The sequence below is a fragment of the Cytobacillus sp. S13-E01 genome (assembly GCF_029193815.1).
Lineage (GTDB): Bacteria > Bacillota > Bacilli > Bacillales > Bacillaceae_L > Bacillus_BV.
The window spans coordinates 32,097-54,738 of the sequence record NZ_JARFVC010000008.1; the positions used below are offsets into that span (position 1 = coordinate 32,097).

21 protein-coding genes and 1 pseudogene are annotated in these 22,642 nt (G+C 38.8%); 1 reads left to right on the plus strand and 21 read right to left on the minus strand.

Going from position 1 to position 22,642, the window contains the following annotated elements; genetic code table 11:
- Positions 1 to 275 precede the first annotated feature (275 nt).
- From spoIID to PY093_RS07735, 16 genes are all read right to left on the minus strand, one after another.
- Positions 276 to 1,298: a stage II sporulation protein D gene (spoIID, locus tag PY093_RS07660; protein WP_275645295.1), complete on the minus strand. Its 1,023-nt coding sequence runs from the start codon at positions 1,296 to 1,298 to the stop codon at positions 276 to 278.
- Between the two features lie 196 nt (positions 1,299 to 1,494).
- On the minus strand, positions 1,495 to 2,793 hold the full coding sequence (gene murA, locus PY093_RS07665; RefSeq protein ID WP_275645296.1) for a UDP-N-acetylglucosamine 1-carboxyvinyltransferase: 1,299 nt from the start codon (positions 2,791 to 2,793) through the stop codon (positions 1,495 to 1,497).
- A gap of 38 nt (positions 2,794 to 2,831) precedes the next feature.
- On the minus strand, positions 2,832 to 3,239 hold the full coding sequence (locus PY093_RS07670; protein WP_275645297.1) for a YwmB family TATA-box binding protein: 408 nt from the start codon (positions 3,237 to 3,239) through the stop codon (positions 2,832 to 2,834).
- 334 nt (positions 3,240 to 3,573) lie between these two features.
- Complete coding sequence (locus PY093_RS07675; protein WP_275645298.1) at positions 3,574 to 3,807, minus strand: DUF1146 family protein; 234 nt, start codon at positions 3,805 to 3,807, stop codon at positions 3,574 to 3,576.
- A 376-nt stretch (positions 3,808 to 4,183) separates the two neighbouring features.
- Positions 4,184 to 5,695 (minus strand): NADH-quinone oxidoreductase subunit NuoN, encoded by a 1,512-nt coding sequence (nuoN, locus tag PY093_RS07680; RefSeq protein WP_275645299.1) that lies wholly within the window; start codon positions 5,693 to 5,695, stop codon positions 4,184 to 4,186.
- Positions 5,696 to 5,699: 4 nt separating this feature from the next.
- Complete coding sequence (locus PY093_RS07685) at positions 5,700 to 7,211, minus strand: NADH-quinone oxidoreductase subunit M (RefSeq protein ID WP_275645300.1); 1,512 nt, start codon at positions 7,209 to 7,211, stop codon at positions 5,700 to 5,702.
- Positions 7,208 to 9,076 carry an NADH-quinone oxidoreductase subunit L gene (gene nuoL / locus PY093_RS07690; RefSeq protein ID WP_275645301.1) on the minus strand — a complete coding sequence of 623 codons (1,869 nt, stop codon included), beginning with the start codon at positions 9,074 to 9,076 and terminating at the stop codon, positions 7,208 to 7,210. Before nuoL ends, PY093_RS07685 begins: the two co-directional genes overlap by 4 nt.
- 145 nt (positions 9,077 to 9,221) lie before the next feature.
- The gene (gene nuoK, locus PY093_RS07695) at positions 9,222 to 9,536 is read right to left on the minus strand and encodes an NADH-quinone oxidoreductase subunit NuoK (protein ID WP_275645302.1); all 315 of its coding nucleotides are present in this window, start codon (positions 9,534 to 9,536) and stop codon (positions 9,222 to 9,224) included.
- Entirely contained in the window at positions 9,533 to 10,048 is a 516-nt protein-coding gene (locus PY093_RS07700) for an NADH-quinone oxidoreductase subunit J (RefSeq protein ID WP_275645408.1), read from the minus strand. The genes nuoK and PY093_RS07700 overlap by 4 nt, the downstream gene beginning before the upstream one ends.
- A 2-nt stretch (positions 10,049 to 10,050) precedes the next feature.
- The gene (nuoI, locus tag PY093_RS07705; RefSeq protein WP_275645303.1) at positions 10,051 to 10,470 is read right to left on the minus strand and encodes an NADH-quinone oxidoreductase subunit NuoI; all 420 of its coding nucleotides are present in this window, start codon (positions 10,468 to 10,470) and stop codon (positions 10,051 to 10,053) included.
- A gap of 89 nt (positions 10,471 to 10,559) precedes the next feature.
- Positions 10,560 to 11,564: an NADH-quinone oxidoreductase subunit NuoH gene (nuoH, locus tag PY093_RS07710; protein ID WP_275645304.1), complete on the minus strand. Its 1,005-nt coding sequence runs from the start codon at positions 11,562 to 11,564 to the stop codon at positions 10,560 to 10,562.
- Complete coding sequence (locus PY093_RS07715; RefSeq protein ID WP_275645305.1) at positions 11,564 to 12,664, minus strand: NADH-quinone oxidoreductase subunit D; 1,101 nt, start codon at positions 12,662 to 12,664, stop codon at positions 11,564 to 11,566. Before PY093_RS07715 ends, nuoH begins: the two co-directional genes overlap by 1 nt.
- 3 nt (positions 12,665 to 12,667) lie before the next feature.
- The gene (locus tag PY093_RS07720; RefSeq protein WP_275645306.1) at positions 12,668 to 13,867 is read right to left on the minus strand and encodes an NADH-quinone oxidoreductase subunit C; all 1,200 of its coding nucleotides are present in this window, start codon (positions 13,865 to 13,867) and stop codon (positions 12,668 to 12,670) included.
- A gap of 2 nt (positions 13,868 to 13,869) precedes the next feature.
- Positions 13,870 to 14,382 carry a NuoB/complex I 20 kDa subunit family protein gene (locus PY093_RS07725; protein ID WP_275645307.1) on the minus strand — a complete coding sequence of 171 codons (513 nt, stop codon included), beginning with the start codon at positions 14,380 to 14,382 and terminating at the stop codon, positions 13,870 to 13,872.
- Complete coding sequence (locus PY093_RS07730; protein WP_275645308.1) at positions 14,373 to 14,747, minus strand: NADH-quinone oxidoreductase subunit A; 375 nt, start codon at positions 14,745 to 14,747, stop codon at positions 14,373 to 14,375. Before PY093_RS07730 ends, PY093_RS07725 begins: the two co-directional genes overlap by 10 nt.
- Before the next feature lie 1,061 nt (positions 14,748 to 15,808).
- On the minus strand, positions 15,809 to 16,360 hold the full coding sequence (locus tag PY093_RS07735; RefSeq protein ID WP_275645309.1) for a GNAT family N-acetyltransferase: 552 nt from the start codon (positions 16,358 to 16,360) through the stop codon (positions 15,809 to 15,811).
- A gap of 195 nt (positions 16,361 to 16,555) precedes the next feature.
- On the opposite strand from PY093_RS07735, the pseudogene PY093_RS07740 reads away from it, so the two are divergent.
- A pseudogene (locus tag PY093_RS07740) lies at positions 16,556 to 16,954 on the plus strand (GNAT family N-acetyltransferase).
- Between the two features lie 42 nt (positions 16,955 to 16,996).
- Here the strand turns inward: PY093_RS07740 and PY093_RS07745 are convergent.
- The 5 genes from PY093_RS07745 to atpA form a co-directional block, all read right to left on the minus strand.
- Positions 16,997 to 17,764, minus strand: coding sequence for a DUF4931 domain-containing protein (locus PY093_RS07745; RefSeq protein WP_275645310.1), 768 nt, complete (start codon positions 17,762 to 17,764; stop codon positions 16,997 to 16,999).
- Positions 17,765 to 18,266: 502 nt separating this feature from the next.
- Positions 18,267 to 18,671 carry a F0F1 ATP synthase subunit epsilon gene (locus tag PY093_RS07750; RefSeq protein ID WP_275645311.1) on the minus strand — a complete coding sequence of 135 codons (405 nt, stop codon included), beginning with the start codon at positions 18,669 to 18,671 and terminating at the stop codon, positions 18,267 to 18,269.
- Positions 18,672 to 18,695: 24 nt separating this feature from the next.
- Positions 18,696 to 20,108 (minus strand): F0F1 ATP synthase subunit beta, encoded by a 1,413-nt coding sequence (atpD, locus tag PY093_RS07755; protein ID WP_275645312.1) that lies wholly within the window; start codon positions 20,106 to 20,108, stop codon positions 18,696 to 18,698.
- A gap of 44 nt (positions 20,109 to 20,152) precedes the next feature.
- The gene (locus tag PY093_RS07760) at positions 20,153 to 21,010 is read right to left on the minus strand and encodes a F0F1 ATP synthase subunit gamma (RefSeq protein WP_275645313.1); all 858 of its coding nucleotides are present in this window, start codon (positions 21,008 to 21,010) and stop codon (positions 20,153 to 20,155) included.
- Positions 21,011 to 21,123: 113 nt separating this feature from the next.
- Positions 21,124 to 22,632 (minus strand): F0F1 ATP synthase subunit alpha, encoded by a 1,509-nt coding sequence (gene atpA, locus PY093_RS07765; RefSeq protein WP_275645314.1) that lies wholly within the window; start codon positions 22,630 to 22,632, stop codon positions 21,124 to 21,126.
- Positions 22,633 to 22,642: the final 10 nt, after the last annotated feature.

Consider the following 22,642-nt stretch of genomic DNA (forward strand, 5'->3'; position numbering starts at 1 on the left):
TCAGCAGTTATTCAATCGTAACTCTATATTATTCGTCCAAGTTCAACAAGAATTCGGCCGACTAAGGTTTTCTCTCTCCTCCCCAGCTCAAATCGAGCCGAACCCATCAAATAATCAGGCGATACCTTTTAGAATCCCGCCAATTTGTACCAAATCCTTCCGATTTAATGGACAATTCCGCCAAATTCACGGATAATCCCGCCAAACACCATTTACTGCTTAATTATTAAATAAACAAACTGCCACAGTACATTGTACTATGGCAGACACTTTAATTATTGTTTCGCAGTAAACTTCGTTAGGTACTGCTCAGCTGATGAGATTTGGACACCTTTATAATAATAAGAAATAATTTCTTCGTAATTTTTGCCTTCTTGTGCCATGCCATTTGCACCGTATTGGCTCATCCCAACACCGTGTCCAAAGCCTTTTGTGGAGATTACGATTTCACTACCATTTCGTTTCCACTCAAAGTCGGTCGATTTCAAGTCTAGGAGTTCACGGACTTCTCTACCTGTAAACCTTTCACTTCCAACTTCTACCTCAGCTACACGTTTACCCGGTGTTCGTGAGATGATCTTTCCAACTGATCCATCATTGCCTAGCTTAACACCAAGGGCTTTTTCAAATTCAGCAACCGTGATTGTCACTTGGTCATAAAATTTAGGTGATTTTTGATCCCATGGACTTTCAACACTTTTTAAATAGGGGTAAGCATTTTCCCAATAAGCCTCTGAGTTTTCAGTATAGCCATTGCTAGTTGAAAAATATTGTGGTTCAATCGGCTTATTATCATATGTTAAAATCTTGCCTTTTGTTTGCAGCACAGCTTCTTCAATCTTTTTAAGATTAGTGCTATAATTTCTACCCCATTCTTTTTTTAGTTCAGCTTTATTTTTATAAACTTGGTGCAAAACTGTATCACCAATATCTGCATCTTCAGGAATACCGACACTTACATCGCTTAACAGTTGTTTGACTAGATAGGTTCTTGCGGCTAGTGCCTGCGCTTTTAAGGCCTCTGGTTCAAAATTAGCATACATTTCAGATGCGACGACACCGACAACATACTCTTCTAATGGAATTTCTTCAATTTGTTCTATCTTACTTCGATAAACAGCAACATTTATCGTAGGCCCTGAAGCAATTTGGACTTCTTCCTTTTTTTCCGTTTGAAGGTCTTCTGTGAGCGTTCCATTTCCCTTATCTGTAAAAGGAACGACTAAAATGGTAGGTATCATTAAAATGACAACAAATAAGACTGATACGAGTACGATAAGTGGTTTCAATGGTTTCATGAATGGCTGACCTCCAGTTTAAGTAATAGCTTTTATAAATGCAATAAACAACCTTACTTAATGATATGGAGGTGGACAACCTTTTATGACTAGTAGAAAAAGACAAATGTGGATTAGACTATATTTATTCAACAAAAAAAGCCAGAAAATAGACTGATTAGATATTACTCAGTATATTATCTGACTATTTTATCTTTCACATATTAACGTTTACTTCTTCAGATTGTTCTATTACTACTTCAGAAATGCGTTCGATATCCGCACCAATTGCAGCTAGCTTCTCATGAAAGCTAACATAGCCTCGATCAAGGTGCTTTAATTCTGTTATGCGTGTATAGCCATCCGCGACTAGACCTGATAAGATCAAAGCTGCTGCTGCACGTAAATCAGTTGCAGACACTTCTGCTCCTTGAAGCTTAGATGGTCCGTTCACAATAACTGAACGTCCCTCAATTTTAATATCACCGTTCATGCGTCTAAATTCTTCAACATGCATGAAACGATTTTCAAACACTGTTTCTGTAATCATACTGGTGCCTTTTGCACGAAGTAATAAAGCCATCATTTGTGATTGCATATCGGTTGGAAATCCTGGGTGTGGCATTGTTTTTATATCGATCGGTTTTAAGTACTCAGGACCGATAACACGAAGTCCATCTCTTTCTTCAGTGATGGTAACGCCCATTTCTTCCATTTTTGCAACTAATGAACTTAAATGTTCTGGTACAGCTCCTTGCACTAAAACATTTCCTCCTGTGATTGCTGCGGCTACCATAAATGTACCCGCTTCAATTCGATCAGGAATGATGTTATGCTGTGTGCCGTATAATTTAGGAACACCTTCAATACGGATTGTTCCAGTACCTGCGCCTCTTACCTTTCCTCCCATTGAGTTAAGGAAGTTTGCTAAGTCAACAATCTCAGGTTCTTTTGCAGCATTTTCAATAATCGTAGTGCCTTCTGCTAAAGATGCAGCCATCATAATATTTTCTGTTGCCCCAACACTTGGGAAATCAAGATAAACCTTCGCACCACGAAGTCTTCCATCTACTTGTGCATCAATGAATCCGTTACCTACTTTTACCTTGGCTCCCATAGCTTCAAAGCCTTTTAAATGTTGATCAATAGGACGTGAACCAATTGCACAGCCACCTGGTAAAGCTACTCTTGCACAACCATTACGTGCAAGCAGTGAACCCATCACAAGGACTGATGCACGCATTTTGCGGACATATTCAAATGGTGCTTCTGTTTTAAGCTCTCTCGATGCATCAACAACGATTTGATTATTTTCAAAAGTAACATCTGCATTTAAATTTCGCAGTACTTCATTAATCGTATATACATCAGAAAGCGTGGGTACATCACATATTACGCTTTTTCCATCACTAGCTAACAAAGATGCAGCGATAACTGGCAACACGGCATTTTTTGCGCCTTCTACCTTTACAGTACCGTTTAGCCTTCTACCGCCACGGACGATGATTTTTTCCAAGGTATTCCCCTCCGCGTCCATTTTCTCTATATTAATATTCAGAAGTAATGATTGGTGTGCCAACTTCTACCGTAGTCTTTTTCCAATCCAGACTTTCGTAACGCGATTTGTATATTCATTTTCTCAGTTAATGTAGGGATATCGTTCTTCCAGTTTTCAGTATATGCAGACACCAAGAGGAATGTCTCTTCTTTCGCCGATTCAATTCGCTCTGCATTAAATTCTTCTAAAAGGTAGTCGACCTGATTATACAAAACACCTTCCATCTTATCATTGTTTTCGCCTTTTATACAAGTGAAAATAGTGGGATTTTCTAGAAAGATGTCGTCGTTTGTCGAATTTAATGATTTATAAAAAGAATCAGTTAAAGCTTGTTCCCAACGATCTCCTTTTATATCATAAACTATATACGAATAAAGATTTCTGTATTTGGGGGTAGTCAGCATTTTTATTTATTTTTATTTAATTCATCGCTACGAAGGACTGATTAATCCGTTATTCATTTTCTATCATCAACCATTTCATTCTATTGGTTTATTCCCCAGTGCACCATTCTCTATATTTCCATTCATAACCAAAGTAAAACCTAAAATGATTGGCAAAATAATCATGTAAAACCTTGTTACCGTTACTCTCTCTCCTTACCTTTCATTCTTGCCAAACATAGATGGTACATACGTGGAAAAACTCGGGATTATTGGATTGATGAAATGATTTTCTTGGCGTTGATTATAAAAAGGCACGCGTAACTGTTACCAGTTCACCCGCGCCTTTAGTTGATTAAAACATTGTTGGTATTTGCCTTGACCAGATCATGTAGTCGAGGAAAAAATTGCTTACTGTTGCTCCAATTACAATTGTTATAAAGATAAGTAGTAGCCTGGCTTGAATCACATGGTTTGGTTTCAGGAATTTTTCAAAATTCAAGCTTTGTAGCGCCCACCACGTAATTGAAATGAATAGTAGATGTGAAATAATACTTATTAATGCTTGTTGGCCAAAATCTGCGATCATAGGTGTTGGTGCTCCTTTCAGGTATAGGTATCGTTTTTGTTGCTATACTTGGGTTTGCACTTATTTTAGTAGAAAGTGCACATATTTCGTTTAAAAGTGCACATAATTGGAACAATTCTGCACATAAAGTTTGTTTTTCTGCACATAAAATCACTAATTCCGCTCATAAAAACATAAATCTACTCGTAACTCTTTGTCGCCTTGATAAAACAATGCTTTTTTTAGTGAAGTCCTTAAAAGTGTGTAAAATTTTATTTATAATCCACTCCAAATTCTACTATACTTTGGACAAAATACTCAAAGATTGTGATTAAATACAAAAAAGAAGGGGTCCCTAAGCCCCTTCCTTCATACGTTAACATATACCCCTTAAAAATTAACCAATAAAATCAGAAAAGTTATTAAATTGACTTAAAAAATCTAGTGCGATACCTGGAAAGATCCCAAAAGCAATTGTCCCGATCACACACAGAATTGCTACAATTAATACTCCACCCGGAAGCTTAACTTTACTATCATCGATAGCAGGTCTAAAGAACATTTGGGTCAAGATTCCGAAGTAATAGAAATAAGATATTACTGTTGTTGCAATCATAATCGATGCTAATACATAGTGTGTTGGTTCTGTTACAAATGCACCTAAGAAAATATTAACTTTACCAATAAAGCCAGCTGTTCCAGGTATCCCCGCTAGTGATAAAATAAATATTCCCATTGCTACGGCCGTAAGTGGTGAACGCTTATACAATCCAGCGAATTGCTGAATGTCTGCCGAACCTGACTTATCTGTCACAACTTGAAGAATAGCGAATACCCCAAGGTTCATAAACAGATAAGCAACAAGATAGAACCAAATTGCTTCAATCATAAAGTATGAAAGTGTTGCAAAGGCAACTAGGATATAACCCGCTTGTGCGATACTTGAATAGGCAAGCATTCGCTTGATATTACGTTGTTTTAATGCAATTGTATTCCCAATGATCATCGTTGCACCAGCTAAAAATGCGACGAAATCTTGGAGATGGAAAATCATATAGGGTGACTCTTCGTTACCAGATGGCACTTGACCGAAGACTGTAACCATAATGCGGAGAATAATTACAAATCCAGCCGCTTTCGAAACAATACTTAGGAACGCCGTTACAGGAGTTGGTGCTCCTTGGTAAACATCTGGTGCCCACATATGGAACGGGGCAGTTGCCAATTTGAATGATAATCCAATGAATATCAAGAAAAATGCAAGTGCAACGATGTACAGCATTTTTGTCTCTTGTAGGTTTGTAAACAACAAGAAGATTTCTGTAAGGTTTGTTGTTCCAGTTAAACCATAAACATAACTCATCCCGAACAAGGTAATCGCAGTCGCTATACTACCATTGATTACATATTTCATTGCTGATTCGTTCGATTGAATATTTTTCTTACGAAGGCCAGCTAAAATATAAGATGAAATGGATAATAGTTCAAGTCCAACGAAAAGTGTAATTAAGTCCCCACTTGACGTCATAATCATTGCACCTAGTAATGCTGCTAAGAATAAGTAGTAGAATTCCCCACGATATTCTTTCATGCCTTCTTTAGGCTCATAACTCATTGCTAAAAGCAGTACCATACCTGCTCCAACAAGCATGATGAATTTAAACGCTTTGCCAAATCCATCTAATCTAAATGTATCTGCCAAGATGGATGTCGCTTCTTTGTCAAGTAAACCAAAAAGGACTCCAATTGCTAGGACGATACCTGCGATACCAATCCATGCTAATGGTTTGCGGTCTTTATCACGACCCATAAATAAATCAAGAATTGAAAGAAGGGTAGCAACACCTAGGATGATAAACTCTGGTGCCATGATGCTCCATTCATAACTTAATAATGTCTCGAGATCCATCCGCTTACCCTCCTAACCCTAACATTATAGTTTCAAGAACGAACTGTAGAGGCTCTGTAAGGACATTTGGATAAACCCCAATTAACACGATAAATCCTAGTAATACGAAAACAGGAACCATCTCGATTGGACGAATATCAAACGCATTTTCATATGTGTTGTAAGACTTCCCATATGTCACATTCAATACAGCTCGTAGTAAATACACAGCAGTCATAATAATACCAATTGCTCCGACAGCAGCAAGTACAGGCATTTCTTTAAATAGCCCTAAAAACGCCATGAATTCTGCGATGAAGCCCGACATACCTGGTAATCCTAATGATGCCATTGCGCCAACAAGCAGGAAGCCCGCCGTTAATGGCATAACACTCGCTAGGCCACCAAGTTTGTTTATAGATGATGTACCTACACGTTCGTACATAACTCCAATTAAGAAGAACAATAATGCCGAAATTAAACCATGTGATACAACTTGAAACACCGCTCCTTGGACACCTGCTACATTTAATGAACCAATCCCAATTAAGACAATTCCCATGTGAGAAATACTTGAGTATGCTAACACCATTTTCAAGTCATCCTGAACGAAAGCTAAAAATGCACCATATAACAGGTTAACTACACCCAATACTGCAAGCAATACTGCCATTGATTTAAATTCCTCTGGAAATAGTCCCATACCAAAACGAATTAAACCAAACGCACCGATTTTAAGTAGAACACCTGAGTGTAGCATTACAATTGCAGGTGGTGCCTGAACGTGAACACGCAGCATCCAGCTGTGTAATGGGAATATCGGTAATTTCACACCGAATGCGACTATTAAAGCAATAAGTAAGCCATAGCGTAATTCAGTTGAAATGGGTCCAAACGTCGGAACTGTGCCTTCAGGTGATGCTAATATAGCTGTTAATGCAGCAATATTAGATGTTCCTGTTTTTGCAAATAGGATCATAATGACTAATAGTAAAATCGCTGAACCTATACCATTGTAAATTAAGAAGCTAAAGGCTGCTTTTTCACGCTCAAAGTAACCCCATTTTCCAATTAGAAAAAACATCGGGATTAATGTTACTTCAAAGAAGATAAAGAATAAGATTAAATTTTCTGCCGCAAATACTCCTAGCATTCCGACTTCTAAAAGTAAGAACAACATGAAATAGCCTTTCCATTCTTTTTTAATATGAATGGAGGCGATTGCTGCAAGTGTTGATAGTACTGTTGTTAAAATAATTAGTACAAGCGATAATCCACTAATGCCTAGTTCAAACTCAACTGAAAAAGGACCATCCTTTATAAAAGCAAACCATTTATATTTTTCAGCAAACTGAGCTAGGTCTTCCCCAGCCTTGTATGAACTGAAAATAATAAATGAAAGAATAAGCGCAGGTAGTGTAGCAAGAAAACCTACTAATTTAATCGTTTGTTCCTGTGCTTTTGGTACAAGCGCTAGTAAAATAATGCCTAGTAATGGGGAGAATACTAATAGTGATAAAAGATATGATTCGTTCATCCGAAGTACCCCCCTGTTAACGCTAGTATAACAATAACCACTGCTAGACCGACAAATGCTACCGAGGCATAGGTTTGGACCTGCCCATCTTGGAACTTAGATCCGATCTTACCAATTCCTTGTATTGCAGCAGTTACACCACTTACAATTCCACCAACTAAGTAACGATCGATGTATTTTAAGAACAAACTAAACACTCTAACTGCCTTTATAATAGTTAACTGATAAAATTCATCTACATAATATTTGTTATACAAAACATTGTAAGCGATTGGTGCTCTTGAAGATAACCAATCTCTTCGAATTGATTTTTTACCATACATTAAATATGCTACCAAAATACCAAGTAAGGATACTACAGTGGCAACAACCATGATCCAGGCTGGTCCTTCAATATGACCTTTTCCTAAAGCAGGTGAATCCTCCGTTAACCAATCCCCTAAAAACGAACCAAACCAAGGTGTATTCACATATCCCACTCCAACTGCGAGAACACCTAAAACAATCATTGGAATTGTCATTAGTCGCGGAGATTCATGAACAATTTTGTGCTCCACTCTTGCTTCTCCAGTGAAAACCATGAAAAACAAACGGAACATATAAAAGGCAGTGAAAAATGCTGCAATAACAGCTAGCCAGAATAGACCATAATTTCCACGTTCCCATGTAGCAACTAAAATTTCATCTTTACTAAAGAATCCCGAGAAAAGTGGCACTCCACTAATGGCTAATGTGCCAATTAAGAACAATGGACCAGTGATGCGAAGCTTTTTCCAAAGCCCGCCCATTTCCTCTATATTTTGCGTGTGCACTGCATGGATAACACTACCTGCCGCTAGGAATAGCAATGCTTTAAAGAATGCGTGTGTCATTAAGTGAAACACACCTGCTACATATCCTGCTGAACCTAACGCTAGCATCATATAACCTAACTGACTGACTGTTGAATATGCAAGTACGCGTTTGATATCCTTTTGCACCAGACCAATTGATGCTGCAAATATTGCAGTAAGTGCCCCTACAGTCGCCACTGTCAATAATGCAGTTTCACTAGCAGCAAATAACGGGTAGGTTGCAGCAACTAAGTATACCCCCGCAGCAACCATTGTCGCGGCATGAATTAATGCAGATACTGGTGTCGGACCTTCCATCGCATCCGGTAACCATGTATGTAATGGGAACTGACCTGATTTACCAACTGCACCAACGAAAATTAAGATTGCTGTTAATGTAATCATACCCGCTGATATCGATTCAGCTTCTACAGCCAGAAAAATTTCGTCATATTCGAAGCTGCCCACCTGCCAGAATAACAAAATCATTCCGATAAGTAAGCCAACATCCCCAATACGTGTCATAATAAACGCTTTTTTTGCTGCAGCCCTTGCTTCTTCCTTATAAAAGTAAAAACCAATCAATAAGAAAGATCCAACACCTACAAGCTCCCAAAAGATGTACGTTTGTAAAAGGTTAGGTGAAAGAACCAAGCCTAACATTGCAAACGTAAATAAACCTAAGTACGCATAAAAAACTGGAAAGCGCTCATCACCATGCATATATCCTTTTGAATACATATGTACTAGAAAACTGACAAGCGATACTATCACTAACATAAGTGCATTTAATTGATTCACTTCAAAACCCGCTGTTAATTGTACATCCCCAATTGTTAGCCAAGTGCCCTCAGCTTTATATGTTGGTGCAGAAAATCGTTCAAATAACACCAACAACGAATAAACAAATGATGTAAAGGTTAATAGCATCCCAATATAGGCACTAGATTCTTTCATTTGTTTTCCGAAAACAAGAAGGAACAAAAAAGAGATAAGCGGGAAAAGCGGTATGATCCATGCATTTTCCATCATCGTATCACAATCCCCTTCATTTTAGATGTGAGAGGTCAGAGGTGGGAAGTCAGAGGTTTGTTTCTTACCTCAGTATTTTACAGCTTGCTACTAACTGAATTTCCTCATTAGTCCATCTCTACATCTTAATACCATTTTCAAGTTATTAATTTTTCATAGAATTCATTTCGTCGATATTTACTGTTTTACGGTTGCGGTATAACGCAAGTAAGATTGCAAGTCCAACTGCCGCTTCTGCCGCCGCAACTGTAATCGTAAACAATGCAAAAATTTGCCCCGTAATATTTGGGTTTACCCCATACTTACTAAATGCGACCAAATTGATGTTAACCGCGTTTAGCATTAATTCGATCGAGATTAACACGATCACTGTATTTCTCTTTGTTAGTGCGCCATATAAGCCGATGCAAAATAAAATGAGTGCAAGGACAAGGTAGGCTGATAATGGAACTGAACTCATTCCTCCTTCGCCTCCTCTTCATCATCTTTTTTCGCTAGAATGATCGCTCCGATAAGGGCAACTAATAAAAAGACAGACATCAACTCAAACGGAATAATAAATTTTGAATAGAGAGCAATACCAATTTGCTCTGTATTATTTTCGTGTAAATTAGTTGCTTGCTGACCAAAATCTAAGTCGTAGATGCCATAATATACAGCACCAGCAAACCCTACTACTCCAAGTAACACGAAAATTTTACGAGATACACTTGTCTCCCGCTCACTTGTATCATTGTGTCGTGTAAGCATGATACCAAATAGCATAATAATTGTGATCGCACCTGAATAAATCAGGATCTGAACTGCTGCGACAAATTCAGCCGAAAGCATGACATACAGACCAGCAATACTAATGAATGTAAACACTAATGCAACAACCATATGGACGACCTTTGATAAGTTAATCATCAAGATACCGCCACCGATGGCCACTAAGGCAAGAATTAAAAATATGAGAAATTCACCATTCAAACTCACGCTTTATTCTCCTTTCGCAAGTTTGTATCATTTTCATCCAACCACTCGAGATTTTTAAATAACTCATCCCGGCTATATTCCGCAAGTTCAAAATTATTTGTCATAATAATCGCTTCTGTTGGACAAACCTCTGTACAAAGGTCACAAAGGATACAGATCTCAAAGTTAATATCATACGTATCAATGATTTTCCCTTTTTTGTTTGGGTCAGGGTGTTTTTTTCCTGTTAACTGAATACAGTCTGTTGGACAAATATTCGCACACTGATTACATACAATGCATTTTTCTGGATAAAACTTTTGAATCCCTCTGAATCGATCCGGTAAAGGCAACGGTTCATTTGGATAATCATACGTCACTTTTTTCTTTGTTAAGTTATTCAGGGTATATTTCAAACCTTTGACTAAACCAATCATGTTCTGTCACCCCTTTGCGTCAGGTATTAATGATGTTCAACCAGTCCGGGAAAAATAGCTGCCCGAACACTACATTTAAAAACTATCATTTATCTAAAAAACAATTCCTTAATTAATGCCGTCACAAAAATGTTTGCAATAGCCACTGGTAATAGCACCTTCCAACCGAATTCCATCAATTGATCAGCACGCATACGTGGGAATGTAACTCGGAACCAAATTAATATAAACACAACTAAACTAAATTTCAACGCAAACCATATTGCACCTGGAATGAAATCAAGGAACATGATTGGCTGCCATCCACCTAGGAATAATACAGTTGTTAATGATGCCATAGCAAAGAAATATACATATTCAGCGAGCATGAAAAATGCCCATCTAAATCCCGAATACTCTACATGGAATCCTGCAACTAGCTCTGACTCTGCTTCAGGTAAGTCAAATGGCGTTCGATTTAGCTCCGCAACAGATGCGATTAAAAAGATCAAAAAGCCAATTGGCTGTAGGAAAATATACCAAACATTTGCTTGAGCTTCAACGATTTCAACTAGGTTTAAGCTTCCTGTCATTAAAATAACACCGATTACTGACATTACTAATGGAATTTCATATGAAATCATTTGGGCAGCTGCACGCATACCACCAAGTAAGGCGTACTTATTATTTGATGCCCAACCACCCGTCACTATTCCAACCGTCGTGATTCCAGAAATGGCAATGTAGTACAATAACCCGACACCAATGTCAGCAAATTGGAACTTATCCGTAAATGGAATTGTCGCTAGTACCATAAATGCAGGTGTAAATGCGATTACGGGCGCAATGATGAATAGCGGTTTATCCGCAAGCTTTGGAATCGTATCTTCTTTTAATAATAGCTTCAATACATCAGCAACAGTTTGTAAAAGACCCCACCGGCCGCCAACCTGGTTTGGACCAATACGACCTTGCATGAAACCCATTACTTTACGTTCAGCAAGTATTCCGTATGTTACAAAACCAAGGACAACCATTAAAAGAGCTGTTCCAAGACCAAAGAAAATTCCGAAATTGAGCCAACTCGGAGGTGAATTAAGTAGACCTTCGATCATTAACCATCAACCTCCCCAAGTACAATATCAATTGCACCTAAGATAGTAATTAAGTTTGCCATATTCTCACCTTTAAGAAGTTTTGGGAGAATTTGAAGATTGTAGAATGACGGACGACGGAATTTTAAACGGTACGGTTCTTTTTTCCCGTCACTAGCTATGTAGCATCCAATTTCACCACGAGGCGATTCAATGCGGACAAAGCCTTCACCTTTTGGCACCTTAATGATTTTTGGAACCTTTGCCATGATTTCGCCTTCTTTAGGGAACTGCTCTACTGCTTGCTCAATAATCTTCAATGATTCAACAATTTCAGCCATGCGGACTTCATAACGCGCCCAGGCATCGCCACCGTCACGAACTGGCACATCAAAATCAAATCGGTCATAAATGGAGTATGGCTCATCTTTTCGTAGATCCCATTTCACACCTGTACAACGGAGGTTTGCTCCACTTAAAGAATACGCAATTGCATCTTCCTTCGTATATCTACCGATTCCTTTAACACGGTTCATGAAGATTTCATTTCCTGTTACAAGCTCGTGGTAGCCTTTTAACTGTTCTCTCATATAAGGAACAAACTCTTCTACCTTTTCAATCCAGCCTTCTGGAGCATCCCATTTCACTCCGCCTACACGCATGTAGTTGAAGGTTAAACGAGCCCCTGAAAGTTCATTTAATAGGTTAATAATCATTTCACGCTCTCTAAATGCATAAAGGAATGGGCTTACCGCTCCTATATCCAAGAGGTACGTTCCCCACCAAACTAGGTGACTAGCAACCCTACCTAATTCCATCGCAAGGACACGTAAATACTCGGCGCGATCTGGAATTTCAAGACCCATCATGGTTTCAACACCATGAACAAGTACATAGTTGTTTGTCATAGCTGAAAGATAGTCCATCCGGTCTGTATAAGGAATGATCTGTGTATATTGCAGATCTTCTGCTAGTTTTTCAGTTCCGCGGTGAAGGTAACCTATAACTGGTGTAGCTTCTGTAATTGTTTCGCCATCAATTTTGACGACTAATCGGAACACTCCATGTGTACTTGGATGTTGCGGTCCGACGTTAAGGAGCATTTCTTCTGTACGAATCATATGCTACACCTCCACATCGTAAGGTTCATAGTCTTTTCTTAGTGGGTATCCTACCCAGTCTTCCGGTAACATGATTCGAGTTAAATCTGGATGTCCAGTAAACTTAATTCCTAATAGATCAAACGCTTCTCGCTCAGGCCAGTTTGCACCTTCCCAAAGCGGTTGCAATGATTCTATCACAGGTTGGTCACGGTCAATCTTGACCTTTAACGCTACAGATTGTCTATTTTTAAATGAGAATAGATGAACATAGATTTCCATATGAGTTTCAAAGTCTGAGCCATGTAACTCAGAAACATAATCAAAGCTTAATTGCTCGTTAAATTTTAAAAATTGAGCAACCTTGAAATATGTATCGGCTTTTGCAATCAATGTAGGAACATCTTTAGATAATGGATTAATATATGAATCTTCCAAAACGTCAGCACCAATATGCTCAGAAATTACCTTCACATATTTATCTAAATATGGCTGATTTGGTGACGGTTTCTTCTCTTCATCATGAGTGTCAGCTTGGTCATTTCCAGCACCTGCTGCTTTCGCTTTTGCTGCTGCCGCCGCTTTGGCCTTCGCTACTGCAATAGCCTTTGCTTTTTCTTTTGCCAGATCATCAGCTGATCCATCTCCACCAGCTGCCGCCTTAGCCTTTGCCGCCGCTGCTGCTTTCGCCTTTGCTACTGCAACTGCTTTTGCTTTTGCCTTCGCTAGATCATCATCAGATCCGCCGTCAGTTGCTCCTGCAGCTTCTGCTGCTTTTTGCTTCGCTAGTGCCGCCGCCTTCGCTTTTGCTGCTGCAACCGCTTTGGCTTTCGCCTTAGCTAAGTCATCATCCGCATCTCCAGCTGATTCTCCAGCACCTTCTGACGCTTTTTGCTTCGCTAGTGCTGCCGCTTTTGCTTTTGCCGCTGCTGCTGCTTTCGCTTTAGCCTTCGCTACATCATCATCCGCATCTCCAGCTGATTCTCGAGCACCTTCTGACGCTTTTTGTTTTGCTAATGCTGCCGCTTTTGCTTTCGCCGCTGCTGCTGCTTTCTTTTTCGCTAATTCTTTATCGTCTTCACTCGGACCAGTGCTCGCGTCAGCTTTATTACTGTCTTGTGCAGCTACTGCGGCATTACGTTCCTCTAACTTTTTTCGAGCTAGTTCCTTTGCACGCTCAGCTGCTTCACGCTTTTGCTGGTCTAAATCTTTCCCTTCGCTCACGACTAAATCACCTTCTTCCCAGTCTTAGCTTCGTAGCGAATCTTTTCTCTTAATTTATTTATTCCATATATAAGTGCAGCTGGGTTTGGCGGACAACCTGGAATATAAACATCTACAGGTACAATTTGGTCTACCCCTTTTACAACCGCATATGATTTTACATACGGACCGCCTGCTGTAGCACAGGATCCCATCGCAATAACCCATTTCGGTTCTGGCATTTGATCATAAAGACGCTTTAAAACAGGTGCCATCTTCTTAGTCACTGTCCCAGAAACGATCATGCAATCTGACTGACGTGGTGATGTACGGAAAAACGAACCGAAACGATCCAAGTCATAATGAGAAGAACCTACACCCATCATCTCAATTGCACAGCAAGCAAGACCAAACGTTAACGGCCACATTGAATTACTTCGAGCCCATCCCTTCACTTGCTCAAGTGTTGTCATGAAAACATTACGCTGTAGCTCTTCCATCTCTTCAGGAGTGATATTATCCAATTTTAAATCCATTTTAACACCTTCTTCTTCCATGCATAAACTAATCCTAGAAGCAACATCAATACAAAGATTAACATCTCAATAAGTGCCACAATACCTAGTTTCTCATAAGCAACAGCCCACGGATATAAAAAGACTGTCTCCACATCAAAAATAACAAACATAAGTGCAAAAATATAATAACGTACATTAAACTGTACCCTTGAATCATGGAATGGCTCAATCCCACTCTCATACGTTGTCTGTTTCGCTTCACTTGGCGCATGCGGCCTCAAAAAACGACCTGCAGTCAACGCAACAACCGGTAAAAGGATACCTAAACACAAGAAGACAACCACAATCAAGTAATTGTTCAAATACTGATTAAGTAAATCCATGCAGCCCCCTCCAACATCATAAAAATTTTAAACCACCATAACTTGAAAATTGTAACCGATAACATTATACCACCTACCAATATAAGTGTCGACACATCCCATTTCTATACATCAGGAATTTCCCTCTCCAAGCCAAGAAATAAAAGCGCAAAAGAAAATGCTCGCATTTTCAGGGGCGCTTTTATTTCTTGGCTTGTTTTCAGCGAAGCTGAAAATGAGGAAACGCAAGTTTCCTAAGGAGAGGGAAATTCCGCCCATGTACAAAAATGCAAACCCTCTATATCGACACTTATTACCCCCACCCCTAGCTAGATTGCGCAAGCAATCTAGCGTACCAATACCCTAAATAAAAGCACAAGAAATGTTTGCATTTACGAGGGCGCTTTTATTTCTTGGCTTGTTTTCAGCGAAGCTGAAAATGAGGAAACGACAGTTTCCTAAAGAGAGGGAAATTCCGCCCATGTACAAAAATGCAAACCCTCTATATCGACACTTATTACCCCCACCCCTACCTAGATTGCGCAAGCAATCTAGCGTACCCAAAACCCTAAATAAAAGCACAAGAAATGTTTGCATTTACGAGGGCGCTTTTATTTCTTGGCTTGTTTTCAGCGAAGCTGAAAACTTAGGAAACGCAAGTTTCCTAAAGAGAGGGAAATTCCGCCCATATACAGAAACGCAAACCCTCTATATCGACACTTATTACCATTGTTTACCTAAGGAAAACTATTAAGGGCAGTGTAAAACCGAATTCTGAAATGTGTGAACAAGTAAAAGAACCGAAGGTTTCACCAAAAGATTACAACAAGATAATAGCCATAAGTTTGAACTAAATTAGTAAGCATCCTATACAATCTTCTACAAAACACCCCACAACACTACCATTTCTTACCCAATGATTGAACTTTACCATTAATTACACACTGTAAAATTTAATAAAAAACAGCAAAAGTTGCAATGATAATTGTCACACTTTGTCGTTATTAATCATCTAAACTAGTATTCTCGTAGATTCTTCCTTAAACATTGCACTCAAAAATTATTTCCTAAAATACCATCTATTATTTCCCACGAAAGGATAGTCTGTGAAAAGTGACAATCTCCTTGAATATTTCTTCTCCCTCAATCGATTGATCCTTGTTATCGTTCAACACCAAATACATGGCCCTATATTTTTCAGCAACCCATCTATAATGATGGATATAATCAGTCAAAGTAAACCCACTTTTTCCCCAAAATAGTACTAGACCATCGTACATTTTACATTCGTCATATTCAACTTCAATAATAATCCTATCATAAAGCTTTTCTTTTAAAGACCATTCTATATGATACTCAACGAGCTTTTGACCAGCACCGTGGTTACGATACTCTTCATCAACAGCTAAATAATCAATTACAAGTGAACGAGATTCTTTCACTGCTCCTGTAATTGCCATGGCAGCAACCTTAGAATCGTCAAAAAGTACATGTAGGACACATAATTCTTGAGCAAACATATTTTTAATGATTTTTTCACTCTTTGCCCCTTTATCTCCAAACGCTTCAGTATATACAGTCTTTACTCGATTCCAAAGCCTTTCATCCCAATGGTCTATTGATTTAAACTCCATAGCTGATATTCACTCCAGTAAAATTCATGATTATAGTAATAGCTTATCTAAACGATAGAAAATCTAAAGAAGGGTTTAATCATTTATGTCGAATACATTTTTATACTAGTCATTTGGAGGAAATGTATGGGATTACTATTTTATTGATACTAAAGATGAAGTCTGACTGTAAATTATGAAAGGGGTCTCAAATATATGATTTATACAACTTCTCTTAAAGGTATTACACCAGACATGTTAGCTGGTTTATTTGATGGTTGGCTAAATCCACCATCTGCAATTAAGCATTTAGAGTTATTAAAAAAATAGTTATAAGGTTGTAGTTGCTGTTGAAAATGGTAAAGTAGTTGGTTTCATCAACGCAATTAGTGATGGTGTCTTAACAGCGTACATCCCTCTGCTTGAGGTTCTACCAGACTATAAGAATAAGGAATTGGTAGACAACTAGTTAACAAGATGCTAGAGGAACTCCATGATATGTACATGGTAGACTTAATGTGTGATGAAGTACTCCAGCCATATTATGAAAAACTCGGTATGATAAGAGCTAAAGGTATGATCGTTCACAATTACAAGTTTCAATCGGGACGCTAATATATAATAGAAAAGAACTCGCTCCTGAGTTCTTTTTTAGTTTTAACTATTAAAATATAGATCATTTATCCTTTTAGCAACTTCATTTATATTACCTGCAACTTGGGGTATTGAATAACCGACAAACAAGGGTGATGTAGCAAAACGAGGAATCACTTTGACCTGAATTTTATCACCTGGATTATAGAAAAATATATTATAACTTTTACATCTCACATTAAAATGATTCATGACAAAATGGGCAGCTGTTTGGATATAATCGGCAAGAATATTCACATCGTCCATATCCTCCAGAGTTATATTAAACTCAAAAAAGCCCATTCTTGGCTGTGTCGATACATTAAAAGCTACGGACTTAGATTGTTGAATCAATACTCCTTCGAAGTGTTCATTTATAACTGAAAGTTTATAGTCAACATTCTCTAATCCAACAATCTGCATATGCGAATGATGGATCGTTCCCCCTGATAATGGCCCATGGTTTTTAAAAAGAAGGACGGATTTAAATTCACCACTATCAGTCATCTGCATCCAGTGCTTAATCGCAAACTGAATTAATTTGTGTAAATGCTCTTTAGGATATGTAGAAAACTCCTGGTCACACTGATCCGTTTCAATGAGTACCGTTTGATAGGTTTCCTTTAAGGTTGGATACTTGTTCATTAGTAAAATAAGCGGACCATCTTCTTCAATAATATTTTCTAAGTTTTCTCTATCACAAAATGGGCATGCCGTTGATTTGTTAATGATGCTTTCTGGCTTCTGTCTTCCAATCGAAAGGTCAAATACTAATGGTGAGATATTATTCATCTAATTTCACCCCCAATTATCTTAATATGTATTAATTATAACCAGTTTATCTAATGAATTGTTAATGATTAGATCAATAAAACTAATAGGAAGCTTAGAAACGCAGTTATTTCAATTGAGAATTCACCAATTAATTACCAATTAAATACATTACTCGTCTAGATACGTAATTTACTCGTCTGTTTAAACCTTTACTCGCCTACATGTGATATTTACCAGTCTAAATATGCCTTTTACTCGCCTAAATGAGGTATTTACTATTCTAAAGGCATTTCCAATGAGAAAGTATGTTACCCCATAGATGTTTCACAATACAATATGTGCTTAAATCCTACATTTATGTGCGAGAAAATATAATTTATGTGCGGAAGCAAATCGCTTATGTGCAGAAATCACCGATTTATGTGCAAAATCATACTATCGAAAAAAATAGACTACACACCCCACCCTCAAAAAACAACAAAAAGCCTCAAGAGAGTTTCCCCCCTTAAGGCTTTCCTTATTAGTATCTATTTTCAGTTACATTCAAGCGGTTGATGGCACGTTTTAAAGCGAGCTCAGCTCGTTTAAAATCAACATTGTCTTGTTTCGCTTGCAAGCGTTCTTCAGCACGTAACTTCGCTGCTTTTGCACGGGCAACATCTATGTCTTCCGCTGTTTCAGCTGTTTGTGCTAAGATTGTTACTTGCTCAGGGCGAACTTCTAGAAAGCCACCACTAACAGCCACAAGTTCAGTGTTGCTTCCGCTTTTAAATCTGACTACTCCAATTTGTAGTGGAGCAACCATAGGAATGTGGCCTGGTAAAATACCAAGCTCACCACTTTGAGCTTTGGCACTTATCATTTCCACGTCAGCTTCATAAACTGGGCCATCAGGAGTAACGACATTGACTTTTACTGTCTTCATTTTAAAACCTCCTAAGTCCGTTTATTAAGCCATTTGTTCTGCTTTAGCAATTACTTCTTCAATTCTTCCAACTAGACGGAAAGCATCCTCTGGAAGAGTATCATATTTACCTTCAAGAATCTCTTTGAAACCTTTAACCGTTTCTTTAACAGGTACATATGATCCTTTTTGTCCAGTGAACTGCTCTGCCACGTGGAAGTTTTGAGATAAGAAGAACTGGATACGACGCGCACGTGATACCGTTAATTTATCTTCATCAGAAAGCTCATCCATACCTAGGATAGCGATAATATCTTGTAATTCTCTGTAACGTTGAAGTGTTTGTTGTACTTGACGAGCAACATTATAATGCTCATCGCCAACGATTTCAGGAGATAGCGCACGAGAAGTTGACGCTAATGGATCAACCGCAGGGTAGATACCCATCTCTGAAAGCTTACGCTCAAGGTTTGTTGTTGCATCTAAGTGAGCAAACGTTGTTGCAGGAGCCGGATCCGTATAGTCATCGGCTGGAACATAGATTGCTTGGATCGATGTAACAGAACCAACGTTAGTTGATGTGATACGCTCTTGCAGACGACCCATCTCAGTTGCAAGAGTTGGTTGGTAACCTACCGCTGATGGCATACGACCAAGTAGGGCTGATACTTCCGAACCTGCTTGAGTAAAACGGAAAATGTTATCGATAAAGAATAACACGTCTTGTCCTTGCTCATCACGGAAGAATTCAGCCATTGTAAGACCAGTTAGGGCAACACGCATACGTGCTCCAGGCGGCTCATTCATTTGACCGAATACCATTGCTGTTTTATTGATTACTCCTGAATCCTTCATTTCATAATAAAGGTCATTACCTTCACGAGTACGTTCTCCAACACCGGCGAATACTGAGATACCACCGTGCTCTTGAGCGATGTTATTGATAAGTTCTTGGATAAGAACCGTTTTGCCTACACCCGCACCACCGAATAGACCGATTTTCCCACCTTTGATATAGGGTGCAAGAAGGTCTACTACTTTGATACCAGTTTCAAGAATTTCTACCTCTGTCGAAAGTTGCTCAAATGTTGGTGCTTCTCTGTGAATTGAATCACGGCGAATACCTGCAGGAAGTGCCTCATCTAAGTCAATTTTCTCACCTAATACGTTGAATACACGACCTAAAGTTACATCACCAACTGGAACTGAAATAGGAGCACCAGTATCTGTAACTTTAATATTACGAACTAGACCATCTGTAGATGACATCGCTACAGTACGAACTGTATCATCACCAAGATGTAATGCAACTTCAAGAGTTAACGTAATATCAACTTCGTTTTCGTTGCGCGCTTTATGTTCAATTCTAAGGGCGTTGTAAATTTCAGGAAGATGCCCGCTGTCAAACGTTACGTCTACAACAGGACCCATGATTTGGGTTACGCGTCCTTTTGTCATCGTTTTCCCTCCTAACTTGCTATTGAAAAAAGATTTATATTCGTCTATTCTAATGCCGCAGCTCCACCGACAATTTCAGTAATTTCTTGCGTAATTGCAGCCTGACGGGCACGGTTGTAAGAAAGAGTAAGTGAGTTGATAAGCTCTTTCGCATTATCTGTTGCACTCTTCATCGCTGACATACGTGCAGCATGCTCACTAGCTTTTCCATCTAAAAGTGCACCGTAGATGAGACTTTCAGCATACTGAGGGAGCAATACTTCAAGAATTTCTTCTTGAGAAGGCTCGAACTCATAAGAAGTAAGCTTTTTCTCAGAATTAATGTCTGTTAACGGTAAAAGCTTTTTCTCCGTTACTTCATGTTGAATCGCACTTACAAAGTGGTTGTAATACAAGTAAAGTTCATCAAACGTTTCATCAGAAAACATGCCTACAGCTTTATTAGCAATGTCCTTAATATCAGAGAATGCTGGTTGATCCGCTAATCCAGCGATATCTAGGATTACTGGGATCCCACGTTTCTTAAAGAAATCACGTCCAATACGTCCGATTGCTATGACAGCATACTCATCTTTGCTTTTATGGCGCTTTTGAATCGTTTGGTAAACGGAACGAAGGATATTACTGTTATACGCACCTGCTAAACCACGATCTGATGTAATAACCAAATATCCTGTCTTTTTAACTGGACGTTTAGTTAACATTGGGTGACTAACACCTGTGCTTCCAAGTGCGATACTAGCTACTACCTCTTGAATCTTTTCCATATATGGAACGAAAGCTTTCGCGTTGGTTTCAGCACGGTTAAGCTTAGAAGCTGATACCATTTGCATTGCTTTCGTAATTTGGCTAGTTTTCTTTGTAGAGGTAATTCTATTTTTTATATCACGTAATGATGCCAAAGGTTCTCACCACCTTTTTTTCAAAAAGTCAATCGATTATTGTTATAACCGAATCATATCAAATGTCTATGTCATAATAATCGGCGAAACATGGTTCGCCGATTGTTCATCTATTACTCAGTAACTGCAAAAGTTTTCTTAAAATCACTGATAGCTGCCTGCATATCAGTATCTTCAGGAAGTTTTCCAGAAGTGCGAATTCCTTCAAGTAGTTCTTTACGGTTATGTTCTAACCAAGTGAAGTACTCAGATTCAAAACGGTTGATATCTACAACTGGAATGTCATCTAAGAAACCACGAGTTAGTGCATAAAGGATAGCAACTTGCTTTTCAACCGCAAGTGGCTTATTTAAACCTTGTTTTAGTACTTCTACAGTACGTGCACCACGATTAAGCTTTGATTGAGTTGCTTTATCTAGGTCTGAACCGAATTGAGCAAATGCCTCTAACTCACGGTAGGAAGCTAGGTCAAGACGCAGTGTACCTGATACCTTTTTCATTGCGTTGATCTGTGCAGATCCTCCAACACGTGATACTGATAAACCTGCGTTAACGGCAGGACGTACACCTGAGAAGAATAGGTCAGATTGCAAGAAAATTTGTCCGTCAGTAATCGAGATTACGTTTGTCGGAATGTAAGCAGAAACGTCACCAGCTTGTGTCTCAATAAAAGGTAAAGCTGTTAATGATCCCGAACCTTTCGCATCACTTAATTTTGCTGCACGCTCAAGTAAGCGGCTGTGTAGGTAGAATACATCCCCTGGATATGCTTCACGACCTGGAGGACGACGAAGTAGTAATGAAAGTTCACGGTATGCAGAAGCTTGTTTTGTTAAATCATCATAGATAACAAGAACGTGCTTGCCGTTATACATGAACTCTTCACCCATTGTTACACCAGCATAAGGAGCTAAGAATAATAATGGAGCAGGTTGTGATGCAGAAGCAGTTACAACGATTGTGTAATCTAATGCACCGTTTTTACGTAATGTTTCAACAACACCACGAACTGTTGATTCTTTTTGACCGATTGCAACATAGATACAAATCATATCTTGACCTTTTTGGTTAATAATTGTATCGATTGCAACAGCCGTTTTACCAGTTTGACGGTCACCGATGATTAACTCACGTTGACCACGACCGATTGGTATTAACGCATCAATAGCCTTAATACCTGTTTGTAATGGCTCATGTACTGATTTACGATCCATTACTCCTGGAGCTGGGCTCTCAATTGGGCGAGTTTTAGTTGTTTCAATTGGACCCAAACCATCAACTGGTTGTCCTAAAGAGTTTACAACACGTCCGATTAATGCTTCACCAACAGGTACTTCCATGATACGGCCTGTACGACGAACTTCGTCACCTTCACGAATATCAGTGAAAGGTCCAAGGATTACGATACCAACGTTGTTTGCCTCAAGGTTTTGTGCCATTCCCATGACACCGTTCGAAAATTCAACAAGTTCTCCAGCCATGACATTGTCGAGGCCATGAGCACGTGCGATACCATCACCAACTTGGATAACTGTACCTACATCACTCACTTTTATTTCAGACTGATAGTTTTCGATTTGCTTTTTAATCAGCGCACTAATTTCTTCAGCTTTGATGCTCATGAATTTCACC

Bases quoted from the DNA above. Each gene is read 5' to 3' on its own strand.
- PY093_RS07735 (WP_275645309.1), bottom strand. From the start codon at position 16,360: ATGGAGTTTAAATCAATAGACCATTGGGATGAAAGGCTTTGGAATCGA.
- nuoN (WP_275645299.1), bottom strand. From the start codon at position 5,695: ATGGATCTCGAGACATTATTAAGTTATGAATGGAGCATCATGGCACCA.
- spoIID (WP_275645295.1), bottom strand. From the start codon at position 1,298: ATGAAACCATTGAAACCACTTATCGTACTCGTATCAGTCTTATTTGTT.
- PY093_RS07750 (WP_275645311.1), bottom strand. From the start codon at position 18,671: ATGAAGACAGTAAAAGTCAATGTCGTTACTCCTGATGGCCCAGTTTAT.
- nuoK (WP_275645302.1), bottom strand. From the start codon at position 9,536: ATGAGTTCAGTTCCATTATCAGCCTACCTTGTCCTTGCACTCATTTTA.
- PY093_RS07730 (WP_275645308.1), bottom strand. From the start codon at position 14,747: ATGGATTTACTTAATCAGTATTTGAACAATTACTTGATTGTGGTTGTC.
- nuoL (WP_275645301.1), bottom strand. From the start codon at position 9,076: ATGATGGAAAATGCATGGATCATACCGCTTTTCCCGCTTATCTCTTTT.
- PY093_RS07745 (WP_275645310.1), bottom strand. From the start codon at position 17,764: ATGAATAATATCTCACCATTAGTATTTGACCTTTCGATTGGAAGACAG.
- PY093_RS07670 (WP_275645297.1), bottom strand. From the start codon at position 3,239: ATGCTGACTACCCCCAAATACAGAAATCTTTATTCGTATATAGTTTAT.
- nuoI (WP_275645303.1), bottom strand. From the start codon at position 10,470: ATGATTGGTTTAGTCAAAGGTTTGAAATATACCCTGAATAACTTAACA.
- PY093_RS07675 (WP_275645298.1), bottom strand. From the start codon at position 3,807: ATGATCGCAGATTTTGGCCAACAAGCATTAATAAGTATTATTTCACAT.
- PY093_RS07725 (WP_275645307.1), bottom strand. From the start codon at position 14,382: ATGGATTTAAAATTGGATAATATCACTCCTGAAGAGATGGAAGAGCTA.
- PY093_RS07685 (WP_275645300.1), bottom strand. From the start codon at position 7,211: ATGAACGAATCATATCTTTTATCACTATTAGTATTCTCCCCATTACTA.
- nuoH (WP_275645304.1), bottom strand. From the start codon at position 11,564: ATGATCGAAGGTCTACTTAATTCACCTCCGAGTTGGCTCAATTTCGGA.
- PY093_RS07715 (WP_275645305.1), bottom strand. From the start codon at position 12,664: ATGATTCGTACAGAAGAAATGCTCCTTAACGTCGGACCGCAACATCCA.
- atpA (WP_275645314.1), bottom strand. From the start codon at position 22,632: ATGAGCATCAAAGCTGAAGAAATTAGTGCGCTGATTAAAAAGCAAATC.
- atpD (WP_275645312.1), bottom strand. From the start codon at position 20,108: ATGACAAAAGGACGCGTAACCCAAATCATGGGTCCTGTTGTAGACGTA.